Genomic DNA, 21,005 nt, shown 5'->3' on the forward strand with positions numbered 1-21,005 from the left:
GGGCACTCCGGGGCCGGGTCGCCGGGGCCGAGCTGCAGAGGCGGTCGGCGCCGGTCCCGGCCAACAAGAAGCTGGCCCGTCTCGACTAACTCACGACCCCGTAAAGGCGATCAAGCAACTCCAAAGCCCGAACCGCAGCCCGCGACTCACCCGGATCCACCACCAGGTGAACCCCCGCCTCCTCGGCATGGCGGTGGGCGCGCAAAAGCACCCGGATCCCCACCGCCCCGAGGAAACACACGTTCCCGAGGTCCACGCGCAACACCCCCGGCCGGCCGCGGATGTGCTCGTCCAGCAGCGCCGCCAGGTCGGGCACCGTGTTCAGGTCGATCTCCCCGGTGACCTCCACGACCACCGCGTCGGGGGTCTTCCAGCGGATGCGGCTTCCCAGGTCCCCTTCGGACGGTGCGCGGGGTGAAGGCAGGCGGTGCTCCGGCGGGGCGTCCGCCCCCACCACGCGCAACCGCTCGTGAGTCGTCATGGGTGCGAGGTACCCGCGCGGTGTGAAGGGCGAAACAAGCGAAGGGTCCCCGCGCATTTCCACCACCGGAACGGGTAACCGCGTCGCACGCCCGTCCGGAAGGAGCCCGCCCATGTCCGACGGCCCGCCCACGATGGGTGTCGAAGAGGAGTTCCTCCTCGTGAACCCGCGCACCGGGCACGTGTCGCCGGGTGCGGAACTCGTCCTGGCGCGGTACCGGCACCACGGCCCGCTGCCCGACGGTGTCGGCGTGCACCGGGAACTGCGGTTGACGCAGCTCGAGGCCGTCAGCGGGGTCTGCACCACCGCTGCGCAGCTGCGGCACCAGCTGACCGCCGCCCGGCGGGTGCTCGCCGGTGCCGCCGCGGCCGAGGACTGCGCGCTGCTCGCCACCGGTACTCCCGTCGGGCCCGGGCCGGCCGCGCCACCTCCCGAAAGCGCCGGACGCTACGCCGAGATCGACGCCGTCTACGGCGCTCTGGTCGCCGACTACGAGGCCTGCGGGTGCCACGTCCACGTGGGCGTGCCCGACCCCGACACCGCGGTCGCCGTCGTCAACCACCTCGGGCGGTGGCTGCCCACGCTGCTCGCCCTCTCCGCCAACTCCCCGTTCGACCACGGCCGCGACACCGGCTACGGCAGCTGGCGGATGGTCCTGCAGTCCCGCTTCCCCGGCTCCGGCATCGCGCCCCACCTCCGCAGCCACGACGACCACCGCCGGGCGGTGGACGCGCTGGTCGACTGCGGGGCGCTGGTCGACCCGGACCAGACGTTCTGGCTGGCCCGCCCGTCCGGCCGGTTCCCGACGGTCGAGTTCCGGGTCGCCGACACCGCGCTCACCGTCGACCACGCGGTGCTGCAGGCCCTGCTGAGCCAGGCGCTGGTGCAGCGGGCGCTGGCCGAGCTCGCCGCGGGCCGGGAAGCCCCGCCGCTGTCCCCGCAGGTCGCCGCGGCCGGGGTCTGGGCCGCCGCGCGGCACGGCCTCGGCGGGCAGCTCGTGGACGTCGTGACCGCGACCCGGCGGCCCGCCTGGAGCCTCGTCGGCGAGCTCCTGGAGCACGTCCGGGCGCCCCTCACGGAGAGCGGCGACCTGCCGGAGGTCCAGCAGCTGCTGGAAATCGTGCGGATGGAGGGCACCGGGGCCGCGCAGCAGCGCGCCGCCGCCGGTGGCGAGACGGCGGCCGCGGTGCGGTGGCTCGCCGCCGCGACCGTGCCCGCGGCGCATGGAACGCTGCTCACCGGGTAGCCGGAATCATGACGACTTCCACCACTGCCCGGGCGGCCACCCTGCCGGCCGCCCGGGGCCCGCTCTCGGAGTCCGTGCTGGGGATTCTCCTGCGCGCGCACCCGCGGGCGGACCTGGACTTCGACGGTCTCGCCGACGCCGACCCGCTCGGCGACGACCTCCAGCTGGCCCTGCACCTGTGCTACGAACTGCACTACCAGGGCCTGCCCGGGGTGTCCCCCGACTGGGAATGGGACCCGGAGCTGCTGCGCCTGCGCGGCGCGCTGGAGGCCCGCTTCCTCGCCGCGCTGCACGAGAACGTGGCGGGCGGCGACGACGTCACCGCCGAACTCGACGTCCTGCTGGTCGAGCCGATCGACGGGGAAGGGGTGTCCCACCACCTGCGCGACCACGGCGACTGGACGCAGGTGCGGGAGTACTTCACCCACCGCTCGATCTACCACCACAAGGAAGCCGACCCGCACGCGTGGGTGATCCCCCGGCTGCGCGGCCGCGCCAAGGCCGCCCTGGTGGCGGTGGAGTTCGACGAGTTCGGCGGTGGCCGCGCGGAGCTCGCGCACTCCCGCCTCTACGCCGACCTGCTGCGCGCCGCGGGGCTGCCCGACGGCTACCTGGAGCTCATCGACCAAGTGCCGGGCGCCATGCTGGCGGTGGTCAACATGATGTCGCTGTTCGGCCTGCACCGGTCGCTGCGGGGCGCGCTGTGCGGCCACTTCGCCGCCGCGGAGATCACCACCGCACCCTCGGCGCAGCGGATGGACCAGGCCCTGCGGCGCCTCGGCGCCCCCGACGCGTGCCGGCTGTTCTACACCGAGCACATCGAAGCGGACGCGGTCCACGAACAGGTGATGCGGCACGACGTGCTCGGCGACCTGCTGGACCAGGAGCCGGAACTGGCCGCCGACGTCGTGTTCGGCATCCAGGCGACCGAGTTCCTCGAAGGCCGCTTCGGCGAGCTGCTGCTGAGCAGCTGGAAGGCCGGGAAGTCCTCGCTGCGGGCCTGACCCCGGCGACGGCCTCCCGGCGCGGGCCGGGAGGCCGTCTTCGTCAGTCGCCGTCCTGGACGCGGACGCGTTTGCGGTGGCTGGTGTCGCAGAACGGGAACCGCTTGCTCCGACGGCACGCGCACACCGCGACCACGAAGCGATCGGAGCGCACCAGCTCCCCGTCCGGCGTGCTCATTTCGACCGGCCCCTCCACCAGCACCGGGCCGCCCGGCACGACGGTCACCCGCCGGGGCCCCCGGTCAGCGGTCGGCACGGAGCACCACCAGCTCTTCCACCCGCTGCCCCGGTTCGATCAGCCCGGCCGCCTCGAGGAACTCCGTCCGTCCGGAAAGGACCGGTCCGAACGGGATCCAAGCGCGCCGGGCCACCGAAACCCGCAACCCGCGCGAAGCCAGCAGCGCGGCCGACTTGTCCACATCGGACATGGCGGACTGCACGAGCAGCATCGTCCCGCCCGGGCGCAGCAGCCGGCCGGCGGCAGCGCACAGCGGGTCCAGCAGCGCACGGCCGTCCGGGCCCGCGTCCCAGCCTCGGGTGGACCGAACGGCCGGCGCCGGGGACGGCACGTACGGCGGGTTCGCGACGACGACGTCGAACGGGCCTTCTCGCAGTGCTCTGCCGAGGCCGCCCCGGCACGGGCGCACGGTGAGCTGCCGGGCCAGCGCGTTGAGCCGCACCGAGGCCAGTGCCCGGCGCGAAAGGTCCAGTGCGAACACGGTTCCCGCGCCGCGGCGGGCCAGCGTGATCGCCTGCGCGCCGGTGCCGGTGCACAGGTCGAGGGCACGCGCGCCGGCCGGGATCGCCAGTTCCGCGATCGCCGACGCGAGCAGGGCGGTGTCCTCCTGCGGGCGGTAGACACCGGGCAGGCGCAGCATCCGCGGGGCGGGCGGTACGGGCCGGTGGACGACGGACCGGGCGGCCAAGGGGCCCGGGCGGACGGGTTCCGCCGACGTGGTCATCTGGGTCTCCTTCACCTCGCCGCGGCCCCGGCACGATCGCCGGTCGACAACCGCGTCGCCCTGGGCTACCCGGTGATCTTGGCCGCAAACGCCGGCGGTTGAGCCGGGCCGAGCCGGGTATCCGGAACGGAAAGAGATGTGAAGGAGGGACAGGAATGACGTCCGAAGAGCGCACGCAGCACCCGACCGAGCCCGCCGAGGGCGCCCGCGGCGACGACCCGCACCGCGACACGCCGGAGGCCCAGCGCGAGACCCTCCGCGGCGAGCAGGGCACCTCGAGCGGCGACGAACACGACGACAGCGACCCGCAGTCGGGCTGAGCGGTCACCACGAACCCGGGGTCGCGTTCGGACTGTCCGAACGCGACCCCGGTTTTCGTTGTCCGGTCAGGCTTCCGCGAACTCGAACGGCAGCGCGTCCACACAGGCCTGGTACTTCTGCACCATCTCGTGCTCGGTGTGCGCCGCGACGAACAGTTGCGCCAGCTCGAAGCTGTAGCTGTCCTGCTCCGGCAGGTCCGACAGCCGCTGCCCCACCCGGGGCACGATCTCGATCTGGGTGCCGTCGATGCGGTTCTGCACGGTCGCGATCTCCTCGGGGGTCGGGACGCGGGTCACGACGCCGTCCTCGAACCGCCGCAGGTACCACTTGCCGGCGATCTGGTAGGTGCCCTTGCGGGGACGGCGGCCGGGGTCCTGGCCCAGGCCGAGCCGCACCATGATTTCGTGGTTGGCGACGCCGTCGACGAACTCGAACAGTTCGGCGTGCGACTGCGAGTGCCGGGGGTTGATCTCCAGCAGGCACACCTGGCCGGACTCGGGATCGCAGAAGAACTCGATGCTGAACGTGCCGTTGTCGAAGCCGATCTGCTTCATCACCCGCTCGGCGACGTCCCGCATCCGCTGGACCGGCTCCTCCCCCAGCTGCGACGGGTACTGGTGGCGCAGGAACGACGAGCTGTCCGGGTAGTTGATCGAGTCGAGCGCACCGTAAACGGTGACCTCACCCCGGTAGACGTACCCCTCGATGGCCGCCTGGACGCCGTGGAGCGCTCCTTCGGCCAGGCAGGCCGCGCCACCCACCCGGGCGATCTCCGGCGGCAGGTCGACCTGTTCGAGGACGTAGCCGAACGGCTCCCCGACGCGGCCGACCCCGGCCCGGATCTCCGCCACGGCGTCGGCGAATTCGCGGTCGTTCCCGGCCTTGAAGGCGAGTTCGGAGGAGAAGGACTTCACCGGCTTGAGCCACATCGGGTAGCCGACGCCCTCCGGCGGCGCCGGGTGCTCGTCTTCGAGATCGACGATGCCGAAGTGCGGCAGCTCGTCGATCACCTTTCTCTGCTCCAGCCGGCTCCAGTACTTGTGTTCGCACTTCAGCACCGCCTCGAGCGACACGCTGGGCAGGCCGTAGCGGCCGCACAGGATGGGCACCAGGGTCGCGGCCGGGAAGTCCCAGTAGCTGACGATCGCGCCGACTTCGCCGTCGAAGGCGTCCAGCTCGTGCTGCGCCGTCTTCAGCAACGCTTCGAAGTCGATCTCGCCGTGCTGCAGCTCTTCGGGGGTCAGCAGGCCGTGGAACCGGTAACCGGCCGCCCACGGCAGGCGCTCCAGCACCCGCCGGTTCTCCTCGTCCAGGCCGATCACGAAGATGTCGGTACTCATGCCCGGGGGCTACCCGGGCCGTCGAGCGGCCGAAACGGGGCCGGATGGCCCGTTTCACCGGGGCGGCAGCGGGCATCCGCAGGCATGACAGCCCTGCCCGAACCGCTTTCGCTGTGGGTCGAAACCGCTCCTTCCCCGGATCGCACCGCCGTGCCCGTGCCGGAGTCCGCCGACGTCGCGGTGCTCGGCGCGGGCATCGCCGGGCTCACCACCGCGCTGCTGCTCGCCCGGGCCGGCCGGTCGGTCGTCGTGCTGGAGGCCGAGCGGGTCGCGGCCGGGGTGTCCGGCCACACCACCGCGAAGGTCAGCGCCCAGCACGGGGCCAAGTACGCGGACCTCACGTCCCGCCACGGCGCCGATGCCGCCAGGATCTACGCCGAAGCGCGCAGACGGCGGCGGGCGAGTGGATCGCCGCCACCGATGCCGAACTCGGCATCGACTGCGGCTTCACCCGGGCGGACAGCTACGTCTACACCACGCGCGAAAGCACCGTGGACTCGCTCAAGCAGGAGGCGGACGCCGCCGTCGCGGCGGGCCTGCCGGCGTCGTTCACCGAGGACGTCGCGCTCGACGTCCCGGCGCTCGGTGCGGTGCGGACCACCGGGCAGGCGCACTTCCACCCGCGCCGGTGGCTGCTCGGCCTGGCCGCCGAGATCGAGCGGGCGGGCGGCACGATCGTCGAGCACGCCAGGGCGACCGCGCTCAACGGGCAGACCGTCCGCACCGCGCGGGGTGACGTGGTGGCAGGCGAAGTCGTCGTCGCGACCCACTACCCCGTGCTCGACCGCGGCCTGTACTTCGCGCGGCTCGACCCGGTGCGCGACCTCGTCGTCGCGGGCCCGGCGGCCGGGAACGCCGCGCCCGAAGGCATGTTCCTCGACGCCGACACCCACCACTCCGTGCGCGGGTACACCGAGCAGGGCACGCCGATGGTGATCGCCGGCGGCGAGCACTACCGCGTGGGCGCGCACGTCAACGTCGAACGCCGGTACCGGCGGCTCGCCGAGTGGGCGGACGCGCACGCGGGCCTGCACCGGGTGACCCATCGCTGGTCCGCGCACGACATGTCCACGCCCGACCTGCTGCCCTACGTCGGCCGCTACCTGCCGGGGACGAAGAACCTGTGGGTGGCCACCGGGTTCGGCCAGTGGGGCATGACCGGCGGCACGGCGGCGGGCCACGTCCTGGCGGCGCGGATCCTCGGCGAGCCGCACCCGGCCGCGGACCTGTTCGACCCCAACCGCTTCGACGCGCGTTCCGTGCTCGAAGTGGCCCAGGACAACCTGACCGTCGCGAAGTACCTCGTCGGCGACCACGTCGCCGCGCTGTGGCGGTCGGAGAAGCTCGACGACCTCCAGCCCGGTGACGCGCAGGTCGTCCGGGTGGGCGGCGAGCTCGTCGCGGCCCACCGCGACGAAGCCGGGAAGCTGCACACCGTCGGCGCCCACTGCACTCACCTGGGCTGCCTGGTTTCGTTCAACGACGCGGAGAAGACGTGGGACTGCCCGTGCCACGGCTCGCGGTTCGGCGTGGACGGCACCGTGGTGCAGGGCCCGGCGGTCCGCCCGCTGCGCCGCGGCCCGGCGTGAGCCGGCGGGAGAACTCCCCCGCCGGCCCGTCCGGCTAGCCGGAGGCGAGCTTCTTGCCCGCGTCGTACAGCAGGTGCAGGGCGTCCGCCACGCCCACCGCGGTCAGCACGGTGGCCGCCAGCCGGGTCGCCCGCGGCGCGATCACCAGGCCCGCGGCGAGGCCCGTCCCGATCCAGACGTTCAGGCAGAACGGGCACGAGACGAGCTCGCCGACCGCGTGCTCGACGTGGCCCTTCGCCGGGACGGACTCGTTCAGCTCGTCGTCGCCGGCCGGCTCTTCGTACCGGGTGAACGGGGCGCGCAGCGGGCTGGTGACGGCGTCCTTGGCCAGCAGGCGGCTGGCCTTGAACGTCGCCGCGCCCAGCAGGACCGTGTCGCCGGCGCCGAAGCGCTGCGGCAACCGGGCCCCGGCGGCGCGGCCGAGCAGCGTCAGCCCGCCCACGAGGCCGCTGTAGACGCCCATCGCGACGATGTACCCGCCCAGCGGGCGGTCTTCGTCACCGGCGTAGCGGCGTTGCACCTGCTTCGCTTTTTCGGTGACGTCTTCGATGACGCTCATTCGTCCGCCGATCCGGGCTCCATCATCTTGCCCTGTTGCTTGGCCTTGGCCTGGTCCGGGAGGACGCGCGAGCCGGCCGCCTGGAGCTTGCTCTTCAGCGCGCCGGGGACGATCTTGTCCTTGCCCGCCATCAGGGCTTCGTAGCCCGCTTCGGCGATCTCGGCCGGGTCGTCCTTGGGCCCGGCGGCGATCTTGGTGTCCGCCATGCCGGCCCGCTCGAAGAACTCGGTGTCGACCGGACCGGGCAGCATCGCGGTGACGGTGACGCCCTTGTCCTTCACCTCGGCTCGCAGGCCCTCGGAGAACGACGTGAGGAACGCCTTCGACGCGGCGTAGACGGCCTGGTAGGGCGCCGGTGACGTGCCGGCGATCGACGAGGTGAACAGCACCCGGCCGTGGCCGCGGCCGACCATCCCGGGCACGACCCGCTTGGCGAGGTGCACGGCCGAGCGGACGTTCAGGTCGACGACGGTCAGCTGGTCCTCCAGCCGGGTGTCCCCGGCGAACTCGCCGTTGACCCCGACGCCGGCGTTGACGGCCAGCGCCTCGACCGGCCGGTCCGCGAGCCGCCCGACCAGGTCTTCCACCCCGTCCGGGGCGGCGAGGTCGGTGCGGACCGCCTCGACCCGCGCGCCGCACGCGCGGACCTCGTCGGCGGCCGCGGCGAGCTCGGCGTCGTCGGCGGCCAGCACGAGGTCGAAGTCGTGCCGGGCGAACTGCTTGGCCAGCTCCAGGCCGATCCCGCTCGACGCGCCGGTGACGACGGCGAGCGGCTTGGTTGCGGTGGTCATCCGTGCTCCTTCCGGTGCTTCCCCGTCGGCTACCCGCCACTGCGGGTGACAATCATGGTTTCCCGGTACGCGGGGCGGGTATTTCGCGGCGGTGGGACGCACCAGACTCCGGCGCAGTGACCTGCGCGGCCCGGGCATCAAGCGCATCCGCCGCGGCCGCGGGTTCTCCTACGCCATGCCCGACGGCTCGCCGGTGACCGACGACGAGCTCCTCGCGCGGATCAAGGACCTCGTCATCCCGCCGGCGTGGCGGAACGTGTGGATCTGCCCGTACCCGAACGGGCACGTCCAGGCGGTCGGCACCGACGACGCCGGGCGGCGCCAGTACCTCTACCACGAGCAGTGGCGCCGCGATCGCGACGAGGAGAAGCACGACCGCGTGCTGCAGATGGCCCGCCGGCTGCCGGCGTGGCGCGCTTCGGTGGCGGAGGACCTCGCCGGGCGCGGCCTGACCCGCAAGCGGGTGCTGGCGGCGGCGTTGCGGATGCTCGACCGGGGGATCTTCCGCACCGGCGGCGAGGAGTACGCGGAGGAGAACGGCACCCACGGCGCGGCGACGCTCCTGCGTTCGCACGTGTCCGTCCGCGGCGACGAGTGCCGGTTCTGCTACGTCGCCAAGGGCGGGCTGGACCGCAAGGTGACGATCCGGGACGGCGAGCTGGCGGCGGTGCTGAAGTCCCTGCTGCGCAGCCGGTCCGGCAGCGACCGCCTGCTCGTCTACCGCGAGGGCGGCACGTGGCACGAGGTCCACGCGGCCGACATCAACGAGCGGTTCAAGGAGCTGGCGGGCGAGGACTGCACGGCGAAGGACATGCGCACGTGGAACGCGACGGTCCTGGCCGCGGCGGCGTTCGCGGCGGCGGACCCGCCGACGTCCGAGACGGCCCGCAAACGCGCGGAGGCCAAGGTGATGAAGGAGGTCTCGACGGCGCTCGGGAACACCCCCGCGGTCTGCCGCTCGTCCTATGTGGATCCTCGGCTGGTGGAGGCGTACCGCGCCGAGCGCACGATCGCCCCGGCGTTGAAGCGCGCGGCCCGCCTCGACGGCGACGAGGCGCGGGCGGCGCTGGAGAAGGCTTGTGCACGGTTGCTGAACGCTTCGTGACGGTGTGGAGTGGGAGGAACGGTGGGATCCATCCGAACGTGTACTGGCCGTGAGCTGCCGTCGTCCGGGAGCCTGGAGGGGATGAACCCTGACGTTTCCCCGGTGCGCTGGCGCGCGTCGATCGCCCTCACGGTGGGCGGCGACGGGCCGGTGTCGAGCATCGTCGAGTCCGACCACGGGAGCGAGGGGTCGGCACGGGAGTGGATCGAGCGAAAGCTGCCCCGGACGAGGTTCCCGGCGTGGATCCCGGCGGCTCGGCGGCGGGACGGGGTGGAGCTGTTCGGGCGGGTGGCTCGGGGGCGGGTGGTGACGGATCAGCTGCTGCCGACGTGGGAGTCGGAGGTTACGCCGGTTTGGCACGCCGATCGGGCTGGGGATCGGGTGCAGTGGCGGCGGTGCTCGGCTGGTGAAGGGTGAGGTTCACCCGGTAGGGGCCGGGGGGCCGGCCAGGGGGTGAGGGGGGCCGAGGGTTAGGGGGCAATTCAGGTACGCGGGCCGACCCCTCAAGTACGTGAGACGACCCTCCAGGTACGCAAGACGACCCTCCAGGTACGCGGGCCGACCCCTCGAGTACGTGAGACGACCCTTCAAGTACGCCCGTCGGCCCCTCAAGTACGCGAGTCGGCCCCGGGTACGGTTGCCGATCCTCCAGATACGCGAGCCGCCAGGTCGGTCTGGCGCAGCTTTCCCCGCCGCGCCCGCCGCTCTCCGCTGCGCCCGCCGCTCCCCCGCCGCATCTACCGCTGGCCGCCGCAGCCGTCGCGCGTTGTCGCCCGCGGCCTCAGGCTTTGCCCACGTCCTTGCGCAGCAGGCAGAACTCGTTGCCCTCCGGGTCCTGGAGGACCACCCACGATTCCTCGCCCGTCTGGCCCACGTCCGCCGGGCGGGCGCCCAATGCCTTCAACCTCGCCAATTCCGTCTCCTGGTCGACCCCCTCCGGGCTCACGTCCAGGTGCAGTGGGAGCTTTCCGGGGCGGGGGTTCTCCGTCTGGGCCAGGATCAACGTCACCGGCCCTTCGCCGAAGGCCGCGCCCGGCGGGCCCAGGGCCAGGCCGTCCGGCTCGTGGCCGATCACCTCGTACCCGAGGACCGCGCACCAGAACTCCGCCAAGCGGTCCGGGTCGTGGCAGTCCAGCACCAGTTCGGTGATCCGGCAGGCCATCCGCTCACTTCCGTTCCGACTCCGCCACCGCCGCGGCTTCGTCGTCGTCCATGGCCTTCGTGTCCCGCGGCGGCAGGAACGGCTCCTCCTGGTCGTCCGCGTGGCCTGCCTCGATCGCGCGGCCGCGGGCCAGCTCCGCGTCCAGCTCGGCCCCCAGCAGGATCGCGAGGTTGGAGATCCACAACCATACAAGGAACGCGATCACCCCGGCCAGCGAACCGTAGGTCTTGTTGTAGGAGCCGAAATTCGCGACGTACAAGGCGAACCCGGCCGACGCCGCCACCCACAGGACCACCGCCAGCAACCCGCCCGGTGTCAGCCACTTGAAGCCCGGCAACCGCACGTTCGGGCCCACCCAGTACAGCAGCGCGAACGCCAGGCTCACGAGCACCGCGATCACCGGCCACTTCGCGATCTCCCACACCAGCACGCCCGTCGAGCCGAGGCCGATCAGGTCGCCGATCCGGCGGGCCACCGACCCGGTGGCCACCACGCCCAGCGCGCACGCCGCCAGCAGCACCACGATCCCCACCGTCAGGGCGATCCGCAGCGGGATCGTCTTCCACACCGGACGTCCCTCCGGCATCCCGTAGATCGCGTTCGACGCCCGCATGAACGCGCCGATGTACCCCGACGCCGACCACAGTGCGCCCAGCAGGCCCACGATCGCCAGCGGGCCGGCCAGGCTGCGCGAGCCCGCCAGCTCCCGGATCGCGCCGACGAGGATGTCCCGGCCCTGGCCGGGAACGATCTGGTTGACGTTGTCGATCACCGTCTGGATCTTGTCCGGGCCCAGCAGGCCGAGGATCGCGGTGAGCACGATGATGCCCGGGAACAGCGACAGCACGCCGTAGTAGGTGAGGGCCGCGGCCCAGTCGGTGAGGTTGTCCCGGTTGAACTGCTTGAAGGTCCGTTTGAGCGCCCCGCCCCACGACCGCTTCGACAGCTCTCCCGGTCCGTCGGGCTCGTTCCCGTGTCTGGCCATCAGCGCACCTCCTGCTCCGTCCCGGCGGGCATACCCCGTCCGGGAGTGGGTATGCCTGATTCGTCACCCGAACCAGGAGGAAACCGTGCCCGAGGTCAGCCGCGTGATCGACGTACCGCCCGACGCCGTGTTCGACGTGCTCGCCGACGGCTGGCTCTACGCCGGCTGGGTGGTCGGCAGCTCCCACATCCGCGACGTCGACGAGGACTGGCCGGCGGTCGGCTCCCGGATCCACCACAGCGTGGGCCCCTGGCCGGTGCACATCCAGGACGTGACGGTGGTCCGCGCGGTCGAGCCGGGCCTGTCCCTGTCCCTGGAGGCCCGCGGGTGGCCACTGGGCGCGGCCGCGGTCGGCCTGACGCTGGTCCCCCACGGCGACGGGAAGACGCTGGTCCGGATGACCGAGCACATCGTCCGCGGCCCCGGCAAGGTGCTCCCGGAGGCGGTGCAGGCGCTGATCGCCAAGCCCCGCAACACCGAGTCCCTGGCCCGGCTCGCCGACCTGGCGACCGGCAAGTACGCCCGCGCCCGCCACGGCCACCCCAACCCCTGACCAGGTCGGCTCCCAGCCCGGCCCGCCCGACCAGCTCCCAGTTCGGCCCGCCGCGGCCGGCACTCGATCCGCCGCGCCGGAATCAACACCTCGGCCGCTCCGCAGAGGCCGCCCCCACTCGCCGCAACCAGCCACCGGCTCCGCCGGCTGGCACCTGGCCCGACCGGTCCACTTGAGCCCACACCTCGGCCGTCGCGATCGAGCCCAGGCCGCGCCAGCCGACCCTGCGCAGCCCTCAGCCGTAGATCGCGCGGTGCGCCGCCCGGATCACCGCCGCGTACCCACCGCCCAGGACCCCCGCCCTGGCCAGTGCCGCGCGGGCCGCGTTCGCTCCCGGGCCTCCGTGGACCGCTCCGCCCGGGTGGGCCGATGCTCCCGCCAGGTACAGCCGGTCCACCGGGGTGTCCGCGCGGCCCGTCCCCGGCACCGGGCGGAAGAACAGCTGCTGGTGGATCGCCGTCGTGCCCGCGTTGATCGCGCCGCCCACCAGGCCCGGGTTGTGCCCTCCGAGCTCGGCCGGCCCCTGCGCGTAGCGGGCCTTGATCAGGGCCGTGAAGCCCGGTGCGTTGGCCTCCACCGTCTCCTCGATCCGCTTGACCCGCCGCTCCAGCGCCCCGCGGCCCTCCATCGAGCCGCGCGGTACGTGCGTGTACGCCCACGCCGCCTCGGTGCCCGCCGGTGAGCGGGACGGGTCGCTCGTCGTCATCTGGCCGAGCAGCAGGAACGGACGGCGCGGGGTGCGGCCGCGGGCGAGCTCGCCGCCGAACGCCGAAAGCCCGTCGAGGTCCGTTCCGAGGTGGATCGTGCCCGCTCCGCGGGCCGCCTCCGCCGTCCACGGGATCGGGCCGGACAGCGCCCAGTCCACCTTCACCGTCGCGCTGTCCCATTCGAACTTGTCCAGGTCTTCGACCAGCCGGGACGGCAGCCACTCCTCCCCCACCAGTTCGCGGTACAGCACCGGCGCGGGCACGTCGGCCAGCACCGCCCTGCGCGCCCGGACCGGGTCACCGGCCGCGTCCCGCACGCCCAGCGCCCGCCCGCCACCGACGAGCACCGACCGCACCGGACGTCCACAGTGGACGCGCCCGCCCCGCGACTCGAGCCGGCGCACCAGCGCCGCGGCCAGCTCGCCGGCGCCACCCTCGGGCACCGGGAAACCCTTGTCCTGCCCGATCATCGCGAGCAGCCAGCCGAACACCGCGCTGCCGGCGTTGTCGACGGAAAGGTCGCTGTGCGCGGAATTCCCGGCCAGGAGCAGCTTCGCGCCTTCGCCGGCGAACACCTCGTCACCGAAGCGGCGCGCGGGCAGCGTCAGCATGCGCGCCAGCCGCAAGGCATCACCGGTTCCGGTGCGGCGCAGCAGCTTCAGCGCCGGACGCACCGGCGGGAACGGCGTGAACAGCGCGTCCAGCAACGGCTCGCGGACCTCCTGCCATTGCGCGAACAACTGCCGCCAGGCGGCGCCGTCGCCCGGGGCGAACTCGTCGGCCGACGCGGCCGTGCGGTCGATGTCGCGGGAAAGCACCGCGCAGCGGTCGTCGGGCAGCACGTGCGCGAGCACGTCGGGCGCGTGCCGCCAGCGCAGCCCGTGCTCCTCCAGCCCCAGCCCCCGGATCACCGGTGACACCGCCGAGAGCGGGTAGAACGCGCTGAACAGGTCGTTGCGGAAGCCCGGCTCGGTCACCTCGGCGGTCCGGACCGAGCCGCCGGCGTACTCGGTCGCCTCCAGGACCAGCACCGACCACCCGGCGTCGGCCAGGAGGCTCGCCGCCACCAGGCCGTTGTGCCCGGCGCCGATCACCACCGCGTCGACGGCTTCCGTACTCACTCCGGCCTCCCGGCTGCCTCAGGCTTGCGACTGGTGGCTCGGCCCGACCCGGGTGAGCGAGCGGAGCCGGGCCAGTACCCCGTCGCGGCGCGGCGGGGCCAGGGGCGGGCTCGCCGCCCCCGCGCCCGACCGGAGCCCGGCGACCAGGTCGGCGAGCGCGGCCGCGGCGTCATACCGAGGTTGCCAGCCCAGCGCGGTCTCCGCCAGCGTGGTGTCGGCGAGGGCGGCGTGATCGGCCAGTTCGAGCCAGCCGGGGTGCAGCGGGACCACGCCGCCCAGCCAGGCGGCCCGGGTCGCGAGCTGCACCGCGGGCTTCGGCACCAGCAGGCGGGTTCCCCCGAGGACACCGGCCAGCGCGTCGGCGTCGAGCACCTCCGGCGCGGCGAGGTTGACCGCGCCGGCGAACCCCTGGTCGAGGATCAGCCGGATCGCTTCGGCGACGTCGGTGCTGTGCACGATCTGCGCCCGCAGATCCGTCCACAGCGGAACCGGCAGCCGCCGCCCGCCGACGAGGTGCGCGGGCACGGGCGGGCCGAGCAGCCAGCGCGCGAACTCGCCGGCCGCGGCCCGGTGCAGGATCGCGCACGGACGGATCCGCGCCAGCCTGACCTGCGGGTACTTCTCGCCGAACCGGTCCAGCAACGTCTCCAGCGCGGCCTTGCCACGGCTGTAGGCGCTGCCCGCGATACCGTCGCACGGCCAGTCCTCGGCCACCTTTTCCCAGCGGGGCGCCGGCCCGTAGGCGGCCACGGACGAGGCGACGACGAGGTGCGGCACACCGGCGCCCGCGACGGCGGCGAGCACGTGCCGGGTGCCGTGGTCGTTGGTGCGCCACATCGGCGGGTCGCCCCGCTCCGGCGAGATCGCCCACGCCAGGTGCACGACGGCGTCCGCGCCGGCGAACACCTCCGCCAGCTCCTCCTCCGCCCCGGGCAGGCCGACGTCGACGGCCCGCCAGCCCGCGCGGCGGTACGGCTCGGCCGTCGTGTCCGGCAGCCGCCGCGCGAGCCCGACCACGTCGTGGCCGGGCTCGAGCGCGGCCAGCAGCGCCGTCCCGACGTTCCCGGTGGCTCCGGTGATCACGATACGCACCCGAAAGGCTTACCCCGTGTGGCGGCGGTGAAACTCAGACGAGATCGCGCGGGATCCGCTCGTGCCAGTTCCGCGACACGATCCGCCGCGCGCCCTCGTAGGCGTCGAGCTGCGCGTCGACGACGAACTCGGTGTCAGTGCAGGATACCCGGGTGCGGGTCACGCTGCGCGCCACCCAGTCGCCGCGGGCGAAGGTGACGTCCCACGCGGTTTCCGCCACCGGCGAGCCGAAGTCGTCGGCCACCCAGCTGTACCGCTCGCGGACGTCCCGGGTGACCTCCAGGTCGAGGTCGTCGAACCTGACGGTCCCGGCGTTCTTCACGATGTCCAGCGCCGAGCGGTAGTCGACGAGGTCCCGCGAGACGGTCCAGCGCTGCTCCCCCGGTGTCACCGCGATCACCGCCATCGGCGGCGCGCCTTCGGGTTCGCCGAACGGCCGGGGCGGCAGCTCGTCCGGCTCGGCGACCGGGCGCACCGGCAGCTCCAGCCCGCTGTGTCCGGTGTGGACACTCAGCAGCACCGGCGACGGCGGCGGCCAGGCCAGCGGCCAGTACGAAGTGGACAGTGACAGCCGGATCCGGTGCCCGGCCGGGAAAGCCTGCGCCACGGCGTTCAGCTCGATCTCGACGTCGTACCGCTGCCCCGGCTCCAGCGGCACCGGCTCGTCGTGCCCGTCGCGGTGGGTCAGGTTGAGCAGCCCGTAGGTGACGCGGGTGGCCCGCCCGTCCGGCGCGACGTCCGAGATCCGCGCCGCGATCATCGCGACCGGCTGGTCGGCCGACACCTCCAGCCGCACCTTCGGCGAGCCGAGGATCTCGCAGCGCTCGGTGAGCACGTCGGTGTCGAAGACCAGCGACCCGCCGTCCTCCTCGCGCTGGTCGTAGGGCAGGTCCGGCGGGGCGCTGTAGGACGCCCACTTCCCCGAGAACTGCCCCACCGACAGCGGCGACGACACGGTGAGGGCCTCGTCGGGGACGGTCTCGCCGGGCCGCGCGAGCCGGTGCCGGGCCAGCGGCAGCACCTGCGGCTCCACGTGCGGTGACGGCCAGGTCGCCTCCCCGACCCAGCGGCCGGGCCGGTCCTCGTACGACGTCGACGGCGGCACGCTCTCCTGCAGCCACGTGCACAGCATCGGCGCGTCCATCACGCCGTTCTCCTCACCGCGCAGCCAGTGGTCCCACCACTTGACGACTTCCTGGAGGTAGCCGATGGCCGGGCCCGGCTCGCCCAGGTGCGGGTACTTGTGCGACCACGGCCCGATCAGCCCGCGGCGGGGCACGTCGAGGTGGGCCAGCAGCCGGATCACGGCGTTGGAGTAGCCGTCGGCCCAGCCGCTGGAGGCCAGCACCGGCACCTGGACGTCATGGTAGTTCTCCGACACCGACGCGTGCCGCCAGTAGTCGTCGCGGCGCTGGTGGCCGAGCCAGTTGCCGATCCACAGACTGCAGTCGTCCAGCCGCTCCCGCCACATCTCCCGCCAGCGCTCGCCGACGACGGCCGGGTCGGGCGGCAGGGTGGCGTAGGCGAACATCGTCCCCGACTCGGCGACATTGTCCGAGAGCAGGCAGCCGCCCATGTAGTGCATGTCGTCGGCGAAGCGGTCGTCGGTGAACGACGAGATCACGATCGCGCGCAGGCTCGGCGGCTTCCGCGCCGCGACCTGCAACGCGGCGAACGCGCCCCAGGAGATCCCCATCATCCCGGTGTCGCCGGTGCACCACGGCTGCGCGGCGATCCACTCGAGGACCTCCTCGGCGTCGAGCTGCTCGCGTTCGAGGTACTCGTCGGCCAGGACGCCCTCGGATTCGCCGGTGCCGCGGATGTCCACGCGCACGCAGGCGTACCCGTGCCCGGCGAGGTAGGGGTGGTGGATCGAGTCGCGGGGCGCGGTGAGGTCGCGCTTGCGGTAGGGGATGTACTCGAGGATCGCCGGCACCGGCTCGGTGTCCGACGAGACCGGCCGCCGGATGCGCGCGGACAGCACGATCCCGTCGGACACCGGGATCCGGACGTGGTCCTCCTCGGTGATGGCACAGGGCAGCGAGGTGACGGCTCGCAAAAGTCGGTTCCCTCCCCGGGGGTTACGGCTGCAGCAGGATCTTCTGGGCGCCGTCCAGCTTCTTCTGGAAGATGTCGTACGCGCGGGGCGCCTCGGTCAGCGGCAGCTTGTGCGTGGCGAAACCCTCGACGCCGAGCGGGTCGCCGTCGCCGGTGAGCACCGGCATGAGGTCGTCGAGCCAGCGCCGGACGTTGGCCTGGCCCATCCGCAGCTGGATCTGCTTGTCGAACAGCTCCATCATCGGGATCGGGTCGACCATCCCGCCGTAGACGCCCGACAGCGAGATCGTGCCGCCGCGGCGGACGCTGTCGATGGCCGCGTAGAGCACGCTGAGCCGGTCGATCCCGGCCTTCTCGGTGATCTTCTCCCCCAGCGGCTGCGGGAGCAGCCCGACGAGGGTGTGCGCCAGCTTGCCGACCGGGGCACCGTGCGCCTCCATGCCGACCGCGTCGATCACCGAGTCCGCGCCGCGCCCGTGCGTCAGCTGGCGGATGGCCTCGCCGATTTCCTTGTGGTCGCGCGTGTCGAGCGCGGTGGCGCCGTGCTCGCGGGCCCGGGCGAGCCGCTCGGGCACCAGGTCGACGCCGATCACCTGGCCGGCGCCGCGGTGCCGGGCGATCCGGCAGCTCATCTGCCCGATCGGGCCGAGGCCGAAGACCACGACCGTGCCGCCGTCGGGGACGTTCGCGTACTCGACGGCCTGCCACGCGGTCGGGACGACGTCGGAAAGGTAGACGAACCGCTCGTCCGGCGGCCCGTCCGGGACCTTGATCGGCCCGTAGTGGGCCTGCGGCACCCGCAGGTACTCGGCCTGGCCGCCGGGGACCTGGCCGTAGAGCTTGGTGTAGCCCAGCAGCGCCGCGCCCTTGCCCTGCTCGCGGACCTGGGTGGTCTCGCACTGCGACTGCAAGCCGCGCTCGCACATCCAGCAGTGACCGCAGGAGATGTTGAACGGGATCACCACGCGGTCACCGGGCTTGATGTGCGTGACCTCCGGCCCGACCTCCTCGACGACGCCCATCGGCTCGTGGCCGAGGATGTCGCCCTCGGTCATGAACGCGCCCAGCACCTCGTACAGGTGCAGGTCCGAGCCGCAGATCCCGGTCGAGGTGATCCGCACGACCGCGTCCGTGGCTTCCTCGATCTTCGGGTCCGGCACCTCCTCCACGCGGACGTCGCGCTTGCCGTGCCAGGTCACTGCCTTCATGGCTCTCCCTCTTCCGCGGACGGGGTCTCCGTCCCGGCTTCCCGGGAGCGGCGGGAGCCAAACTCAGGTGATCAGGTCGGCGACCAGGTAGACGGCGGCGGCCACGGCCGCGGCGGCCGGGAAGGTCAGCACCCAGCCGAGCACGATGTCGCGCGCGATCCCCCAGCGCACCGCCGACAGCCGGCGGGTCGCGCCGACGCCCATGATCGCGGCCGTGATGACGTGCGTCGTCGAGATCGGGGCCTTCACCGCGAACGCCGTCACGTACAACACCGACGACGCCACCGACTCCGCGACGAACCCGTGCGGCGGGTCGAGCGGGAAGACCCGCCTGCCGAGCGTCCGCATGATCCGCAGGCCACCCGAATAGGTGCCCAGCGACAAGGCCCCGGCGCAGGCCAGGGTCACCCACAACGGCACCGAGAACGTCGACTGCTCGCCGGCCGCCACCAGGGCCAGCACGATCACGCCCATGCCCTTCTGCGCGTCCTGCAGGCCGTGGCCGAGCGCCAGCGCCGAGGCGGAGACGATCTGGAACCGGCGGAACACCCGGCCGCTGCGGTGCGGGTTCGCCCGCCGCAGCAGCCACAGCGCGGCGACCATCGCCAGGTAGCCCAGCCCGAGCCCCAGCAGCGGCGACGCCACCATCGGGATCAGCACCTTCTCGGCGATCCCCGCCCAGTGCACGGTGCTCGCCGCGGCCAGCGCCGCGCCGACCATCCCGCCGATCAGCGAGTGCGAGGACGACGACGGGAGCCCGAAGTACCAGGTGATCAGGTTCCAGGTGATCGCCCCCAGCAGCGCGGCGAAGACCACGGTGAGCGCGTCCGGCCCGGCCGGGACGTCGATGATCCCCTTGGCCACCGTCGCGGCGATGCCGGTGGACAGCAGCGCGCCCGCCAGGTTCATCACCGCCGCCAGCACGAGGGCCGCGCGCAGGGTGAGCGCCCGGGTCGACACCGCGCTGGCGATGGCGTTGGCCGCGTCGTGGAACCCGTTGGTGTAGTCGAAGACGAGCGTCAGCACGATCACGGTGACCAGTGCGGCGGTCCCCGTCACTCAGGACTCCTTGACCGCGATGGTCTGCACCACGTCGGCCAGGTGCTCGAACCCGTCCGCGGCCAGCTCGAACTGCTCGACGACCTCCTTGGTCTTCAGCACCTCGAGCGCGTCCCCGCCCGGCTCGAACAGGTGGGCCAGTATCCGCCGGTAGACGCGGTCGGCCTCGTTCTCCAGCTCGTTGATCTCGATCCAGAACGGCTCCAGTTCGCCCACCTTGGACAGTCCGGGCATCGCCGCCGCGGTCAGCTCGGCGGCTCGGCAGAGCACGCGGAGCAGGACGTCGGTGCCGGGCGGGAACGCCCCGATCCGGTACAGCACGGCCAGGTCGGCCGCGGTGTCCATGAAGTCCAGCACGTCGTCGATCTTGGCGGCGAGGGCCTGGATGTCCTCGCGGTCGAACGGCGTCACGAACGAGCTGTTGAGCTCCACCATGATCGTGTGCGTCAGCTCGTCGCCCTGGTGTTCGACTTCGTGCAGGCGTTTCGCGATCGGTTCCCGGTCGCCCGGGTCGGCGGCCACGAGTTCCCTGAGCAACGCGGTCCCGGCGACGAGGTTCTTCGCCGCTTCGGCGAGGAGGTCGAAAAACCGGGTGCCCCGTGGGGTGAAGCGCATGGATGTCCCTTCGTCGCGCACGCCCGTCCGGGGCCGGGTACCCCGTCCGGCCGTACGTTTAACGGCCGATCTCCGGGAAACCAGGAGTCATGACCGATCCCGGATCCCGGCGCCTGAGAGTACTGCTCTGGCACGTGCACGGCTCGTGGACCGACGCTTTCGTCCGCGGCCGCCACGACTACCTCCTGCCCGTCTCCCCCGACGGTGCGCCCTGGGGCCTCGGCAAGGCCGGGCGGAACTGGCCTTCCGCGACCGAGGTTCCGCTGGACCGGCTGGCCGAGGCCGAGCCCGACGTCGTCGTGCTGCAACGCCCCGAGGAGCTGGAATTCGCCGCCCGCCTTGGCGTGCCGGCCGTCTACGTGGAACACAACGCGCCCCGGCCGTACGCCGCGTCCAGCGAGCACCCCCTCGCCGGCCGGTCCGACATCACCGTCGCGCACGTGACCCACTTCAACGCGGCGATGTGGGACTGCGGCCGCGCGCCGGTCACCGTCGTGCCGCACGGCATCCCCGATCCGGGGCCGCGCTACACCGGCGAGCTCGCGGCCGGGGTGTCGATGATCAACGAGCCGGTGCGCCGGGAGCGTGTTACCGGCGCCGACCTGCTCGGCACGCTCGCCGGGCAGGCCCCGGTGGACGTGTTCGGCATGGGCACCGAGGAACTCGGCGCGCCGCTGCGGGGCCTGGGCGACGTCCCGGCGCCGAGGCTGCACGACGAGATCGCCCGCCGCCGCGTCTACCTGCACACCGCCCGGTGGACGTCGCTGGGACTGTCCCTTTTGGAGGCCATGCACCTGGCGATGCCGGTCGTCGTCTTCGCCGCCACCGAGGCGGTCGAGGCGGTGCCTGCCGACGCGGGCGTGCTGTCCACCGACGTCTCCGTGCTGGCGCGGGGCTTCCGCGAGCTGCTGAACGAGCCCGACTTCGCGGCGCTCGCCGGCAAGAACGCCCGCGAACACGCCCTGAAGCACTACGGGCTCGACGCATTCCTGACCGCTTGGGACCACCTCCTCGCCGAGACGGCCCGCTGACCTGTGAAGGGAACGC

Annotated in this window: 22 protein-coding genes and 1 pseudogene; 9 read left to right on the forward strand and 14 right to left on the reverse strand. The window is 72.9% G+C overall.

Features of this window, described 5'->3' with window-relative positions; translation table 11 throughout:
- Positions 1-85 precede the first annotated feature (85 nt).
- The gene (locus tag HUT10_RS04225; RefSeq protein ID WP_176169954.1) at positions 86-481 is read right to left on the reverse strand and encodes an STAS domain-containing protein; all 396 of its coding nucleotides are present in this window, start codon (positions 479-481) and stop codon (positions 86-88) included.
- Positions 482-593: 112 nt separating this feature from the next.
- Here HUT10_RS04225 and HUT10_RS04230 point away from each other — a divergent pair, with 112 nt between their 5' ends.
- The gene (locus tag HUT10_RS04230; RefSeq protein ID WP_176169955.1) at positions 594-1,727 is read left to right on the forward strand and encodes a glutamate--cysteine ligase; all 1,134 of its coding nucleotides are present in this window, start codon (positions 594-596) and stop codon (positions 1,725-1,727) included.
- Positions 1,728-1,735: 8 nt separating this feature from the next.
- Positions 1,736-2,731 carry an iron-containing redox enzyme family protein gene (locus HUT10_RS04235; protein WP_176169956.1) on the forward strand — a complete coding sequence of 332 codons (996 nt, stop codon included), beginning with the start codon at positions 1,736-1,738 and terminating at the stop codon, positions 2,729-2,731.
- A gap of 43 nt (positions 2,732-2,774) precedes the next feature.
- Here HUT10_RS04235 and HUT10_RS04240 read toward each other — a convergent pair whose 3' ends face one another.
- On the reverse strand, positions 2,775-2,987 hold the full coding sequence (locus tag HUT10_RS04240) for a CDGSH iron-sulfur domain-containing protein (protein ID WP_176169957.1): 213 nt from the start codon (positions 2,985-2,987) through the stop codon (positions 2,775-2,777).
- Complete coding sequence (locus tag HUT10_RS04245) at positions 2,974-3,693, reverse strand: methyltransferase (RefSeq protein ID WP_176169958.1); 720 nt, start codon at positions 3,691-3,693, stop codon at positions 2,974-2,976. The genes HUT10_RS04240 and HUT10_RS04245 overlap by 14 nt, the downstream gene beginning before the upstream one ends.
- Before the next feature lie 155 nt (positions 3,694-3,848).
- Between HUT10_RS04245 and HUT10_RS04250 the strand changes: the two genes are divergently transcribed.
- Entirely contained in the window at positions 3,849-4,013 is a 165-nt protein-coding gene (locus tag HUT10_RS04250) for a hypothetical protein (protein WP_176169959.1), read from the forward strand.
- A 66-nt stretch (positions 4,014-4,079) separates the two neighbouring features.
- Here HUT10_RS04250 and HUT10_RS04255 read toward each other — a convergent pair whose 3' ends face one another.
- Positions 4,080-5,354, reverse strand: coding sequence for an acetyl-CoA carboxylase biotin carboxylase subunit family protein (locus HUT10_RS04255; RefSeq protein ID WP_176169960.1), 1,275 nt, complete (start codon positions 5,352-5,354; stop codon positions 4,080-4,082).
- Positions 5,355-5,438: 84 nt separating this feature from the next.
- On the opposite strand from HUT10_RS04255, the pseudogene HUT10_RS04260 reads away from it, so the two are divergent.
- Positions 5,439-6,490, forward strand: a pseudogene (locus tag HUT10_RS04260) (NAD(P)/FAD-dependent oxidoreductase); the annotation flags it as partial.
- An 18-nt stretch (positions 6,491-6,508) separates the two neighbouring features.
- Entirely contained in the window at positions 6,509-6,943 is a 435-nt protein-coding gene (locus HUT10_RS50465; RefSeq protein WP_254897433.1) for a Rieske 2Fe-2S domain-containing protein, read from the forward strand.
- A 34-nt stretch (positions 6,944-6,977) separates the two neighbouring features.
- Here HUT10_RS50465 and HUT10_RS04265 read toward each other — a convergent pair whose 3' ends face one another.
- Positions 6,978-7,502 (reverse strand): DUF1360 domain-containing protein, encoded by a 525-nt coding sequence (locus HUT10_RS04265; RefSeq protein WP_176169961.1) that lies wholly within the window; start codon positions 7,500-7,502, stop codon positions 6,978-6,980.
- The gene (locus tag HUT10_RS04270) at positions 7,499-8,293 is read right to left on the reverse strand and encodes an SDR family oxidoreductase (protein WP_176169962.1); all 795 of its coding nucleotides are present in this window, start codon (positions 8,291-8,293) and stop codon (positions 7,499-7,501) included. Before HUT10_RS04270 ends, HUT10_RS04265 begins: the two co-directional genes overlap by 4 nt.
- Before the next feature lie 91 nt (positions 8,294-8,384).
- Between HUT10_RS04270 and HUT10_RS04275 the strand changes: the two genes are divergently transcribed.
- Positions 8,385-9,398: a DNA topoisomerase IB gene (locus tag HUT10_RS04275; protein WP_176169963.1), complete on the forward strand. Its 1,014-nt coding sequence runs from the start codon at positions 8,385-8,387 to the stop codon at positions 9,396-9,398.
- 81 nt (positions 9,399-9,479) lie between these two features.
- Positions 9,480-9,815 carry a hypothetical protein gene (locus tag HUT10_RS51770; RefSeq protein WP_303246939.1) on the forward strand — a complete coding sequence of 112 codons (336 nt, stop codon included), beginning with the start codon at positions 9,480-9,482 and terminating at the stop codon, positions 9,813-9,815.
- A 364-nt stretch (positions 9,816-10,179) separates the two neighbouring features.
- Here HUT10_RS51770 and HUT10_RS04285 read toward each other — a convergent pair whose 3' ends face one another.
- Both HUT10_RS04285 and HUT10_RS04290 read right to left on the reverse strand, forming a co-directional pair.
- Positions 10,180-10,560, reverse strand: a complete 381-nt coding sequence (locus tag HUT10_RS04285) for a VOC family protein (RefSeq protein WP_176169964.1) — start codon at positions 10,558-10,560, stop codon at positions 10,180-10,182.
- A gap of 4 nt (positions 10,561-10,564) precedes the next feature.
- On the reverse strand, positions 10,565-11,545 hold the full coding sequence (locus HUT10_RS04290; protein WP_176169965.1) for a YihY/virulence factor BrkB family protein: 981 nt from the start codon (positions 11,543-11,545) through the stop codon (positions 10,565-10,567).
- Positions 11,546-11,630: 85 nt separating this feature from the next.
- Here HUT10_RS04290 and HUT10_RS04295 point away from each other — a divergent pair, with 85 nt between their 5' ends.
- The gene (locus HUT10_RS04295; RefSeq protein ID WP_176169966.1) at positions 11,631-12,098 is read left to right on the forward strand and encodes an SRPBCC family protein; all 468 of its coding nucleotides are present in this window, start codon (positions 11,631-11,633) and stop codon (positions 12,096-12,098) included.
- A gap of 235 nt (positions 12,099-12,333) precedes the next feature.
- On the opposite strand, the gene HUT10_RS04300 is transcribed toward HUT10_RS04295, so the two are convergent.
- The 6 genes from HUT10_RS04300 to HUT10_RS04325 form a co-directional block, all read right to left on the reverse strand.
- On the reverse strand, positions 12,334-13,926 hold the full coding sequence (locus HUT10_RS04300) for an NAD(P)/FAD-dependent oxidoreductase (RefSeq protein ID WP_176169967.1): 1,593 nt from the start codon (positions 13,924-13,926) through the stop codon (positions 12,334-12,336).
- A gap of 18 nt (positions 13,927-13,944) precedes the next feature.
- Complete coding sequence (locus tag HUT10_RS04305; RefSeq protein ID WP_176169968.1) at positions 13,945-15,018, reverse strand: NAD-dependent epimerase/dehydratase family protein; 1,074 nt, start codon at positions 15,016-15,018, stop codon at positions 13,945-13,947.
- A gap of 34 nt (positions 15,019-15,052) precedes the next feature.
- Complete coding sequence (locus HUT10_RS04310; RefSeq protein WP_176169969.1) at positions 15,053-17,077, reverse strand: CocE/NonD family hydrolase; 2,025 nt, start codon at positions 17,075-17,077, stop codon at positions 15,053-15,055.
- 22 nt (positions 17,078-17,099) lie between these two features.
- Positions 17,100-18,284, reverse strand: coding sequence for a zinc-dependent alcohol dehydrogenase (locus HUT10_RS04315; RefSeq protein ID WP_176169970.1), 1,185 nt, complete (start codon positions 18,282-18,284; stop codon positions 17,100-17,102).
- A 63-nt stretch (positions 18,285-18,347) separates the two neighbouring features.
- On the reverse strand, positions 18,348-19,343 hold the full coding sequence (locus tag HUT10_RS04320; protein ID WP_176169971.1) for an inorganic phosphate transporter: 996 nt from the start codon (positions 19,341-19,343) through the stop codon (positions 18,348-18,350).
- Positions 19,344-19,958 carry a DUF47 domain-containing protein gene (locus HUT10_RS04325; protein WP_176169972.1) on the reverse strand — a complete coding sequence of 205 codons (615 nt, stop codon included), beginning with the start codon at positions 19,956-19,958 and terminating at the stop codon, positions 19,344-19,346.
- An 89-nt stretch (positions 19,959-20,047) separates the two neighbouring features.
- Between HUT10_RS04325 and HUT10_RS04330 the strand changes: the two genes are divergently transcribed.
- Positions 20,048-20,989, forward strand: a complete 942-nt coding sequence (locus tag HUT10_RS04330; RefSeq protein WP_176169973.1) for a glycosyltransferase — start codon at positions 20,048-20,050, stop codon at positions 20,987-20,989.
- Positions 20,990-21,005: the final 16 nt, after the last annotated feature.

It is taken from the genome of Amycolatopsis sp. Hca4 (assembly GCF_013364075.1).
GTDB lineage: Bacteria > Actinomycetota > Actinomycetes > Mycobacteriales > Pseudonocardiaceae > Amycolatopsis.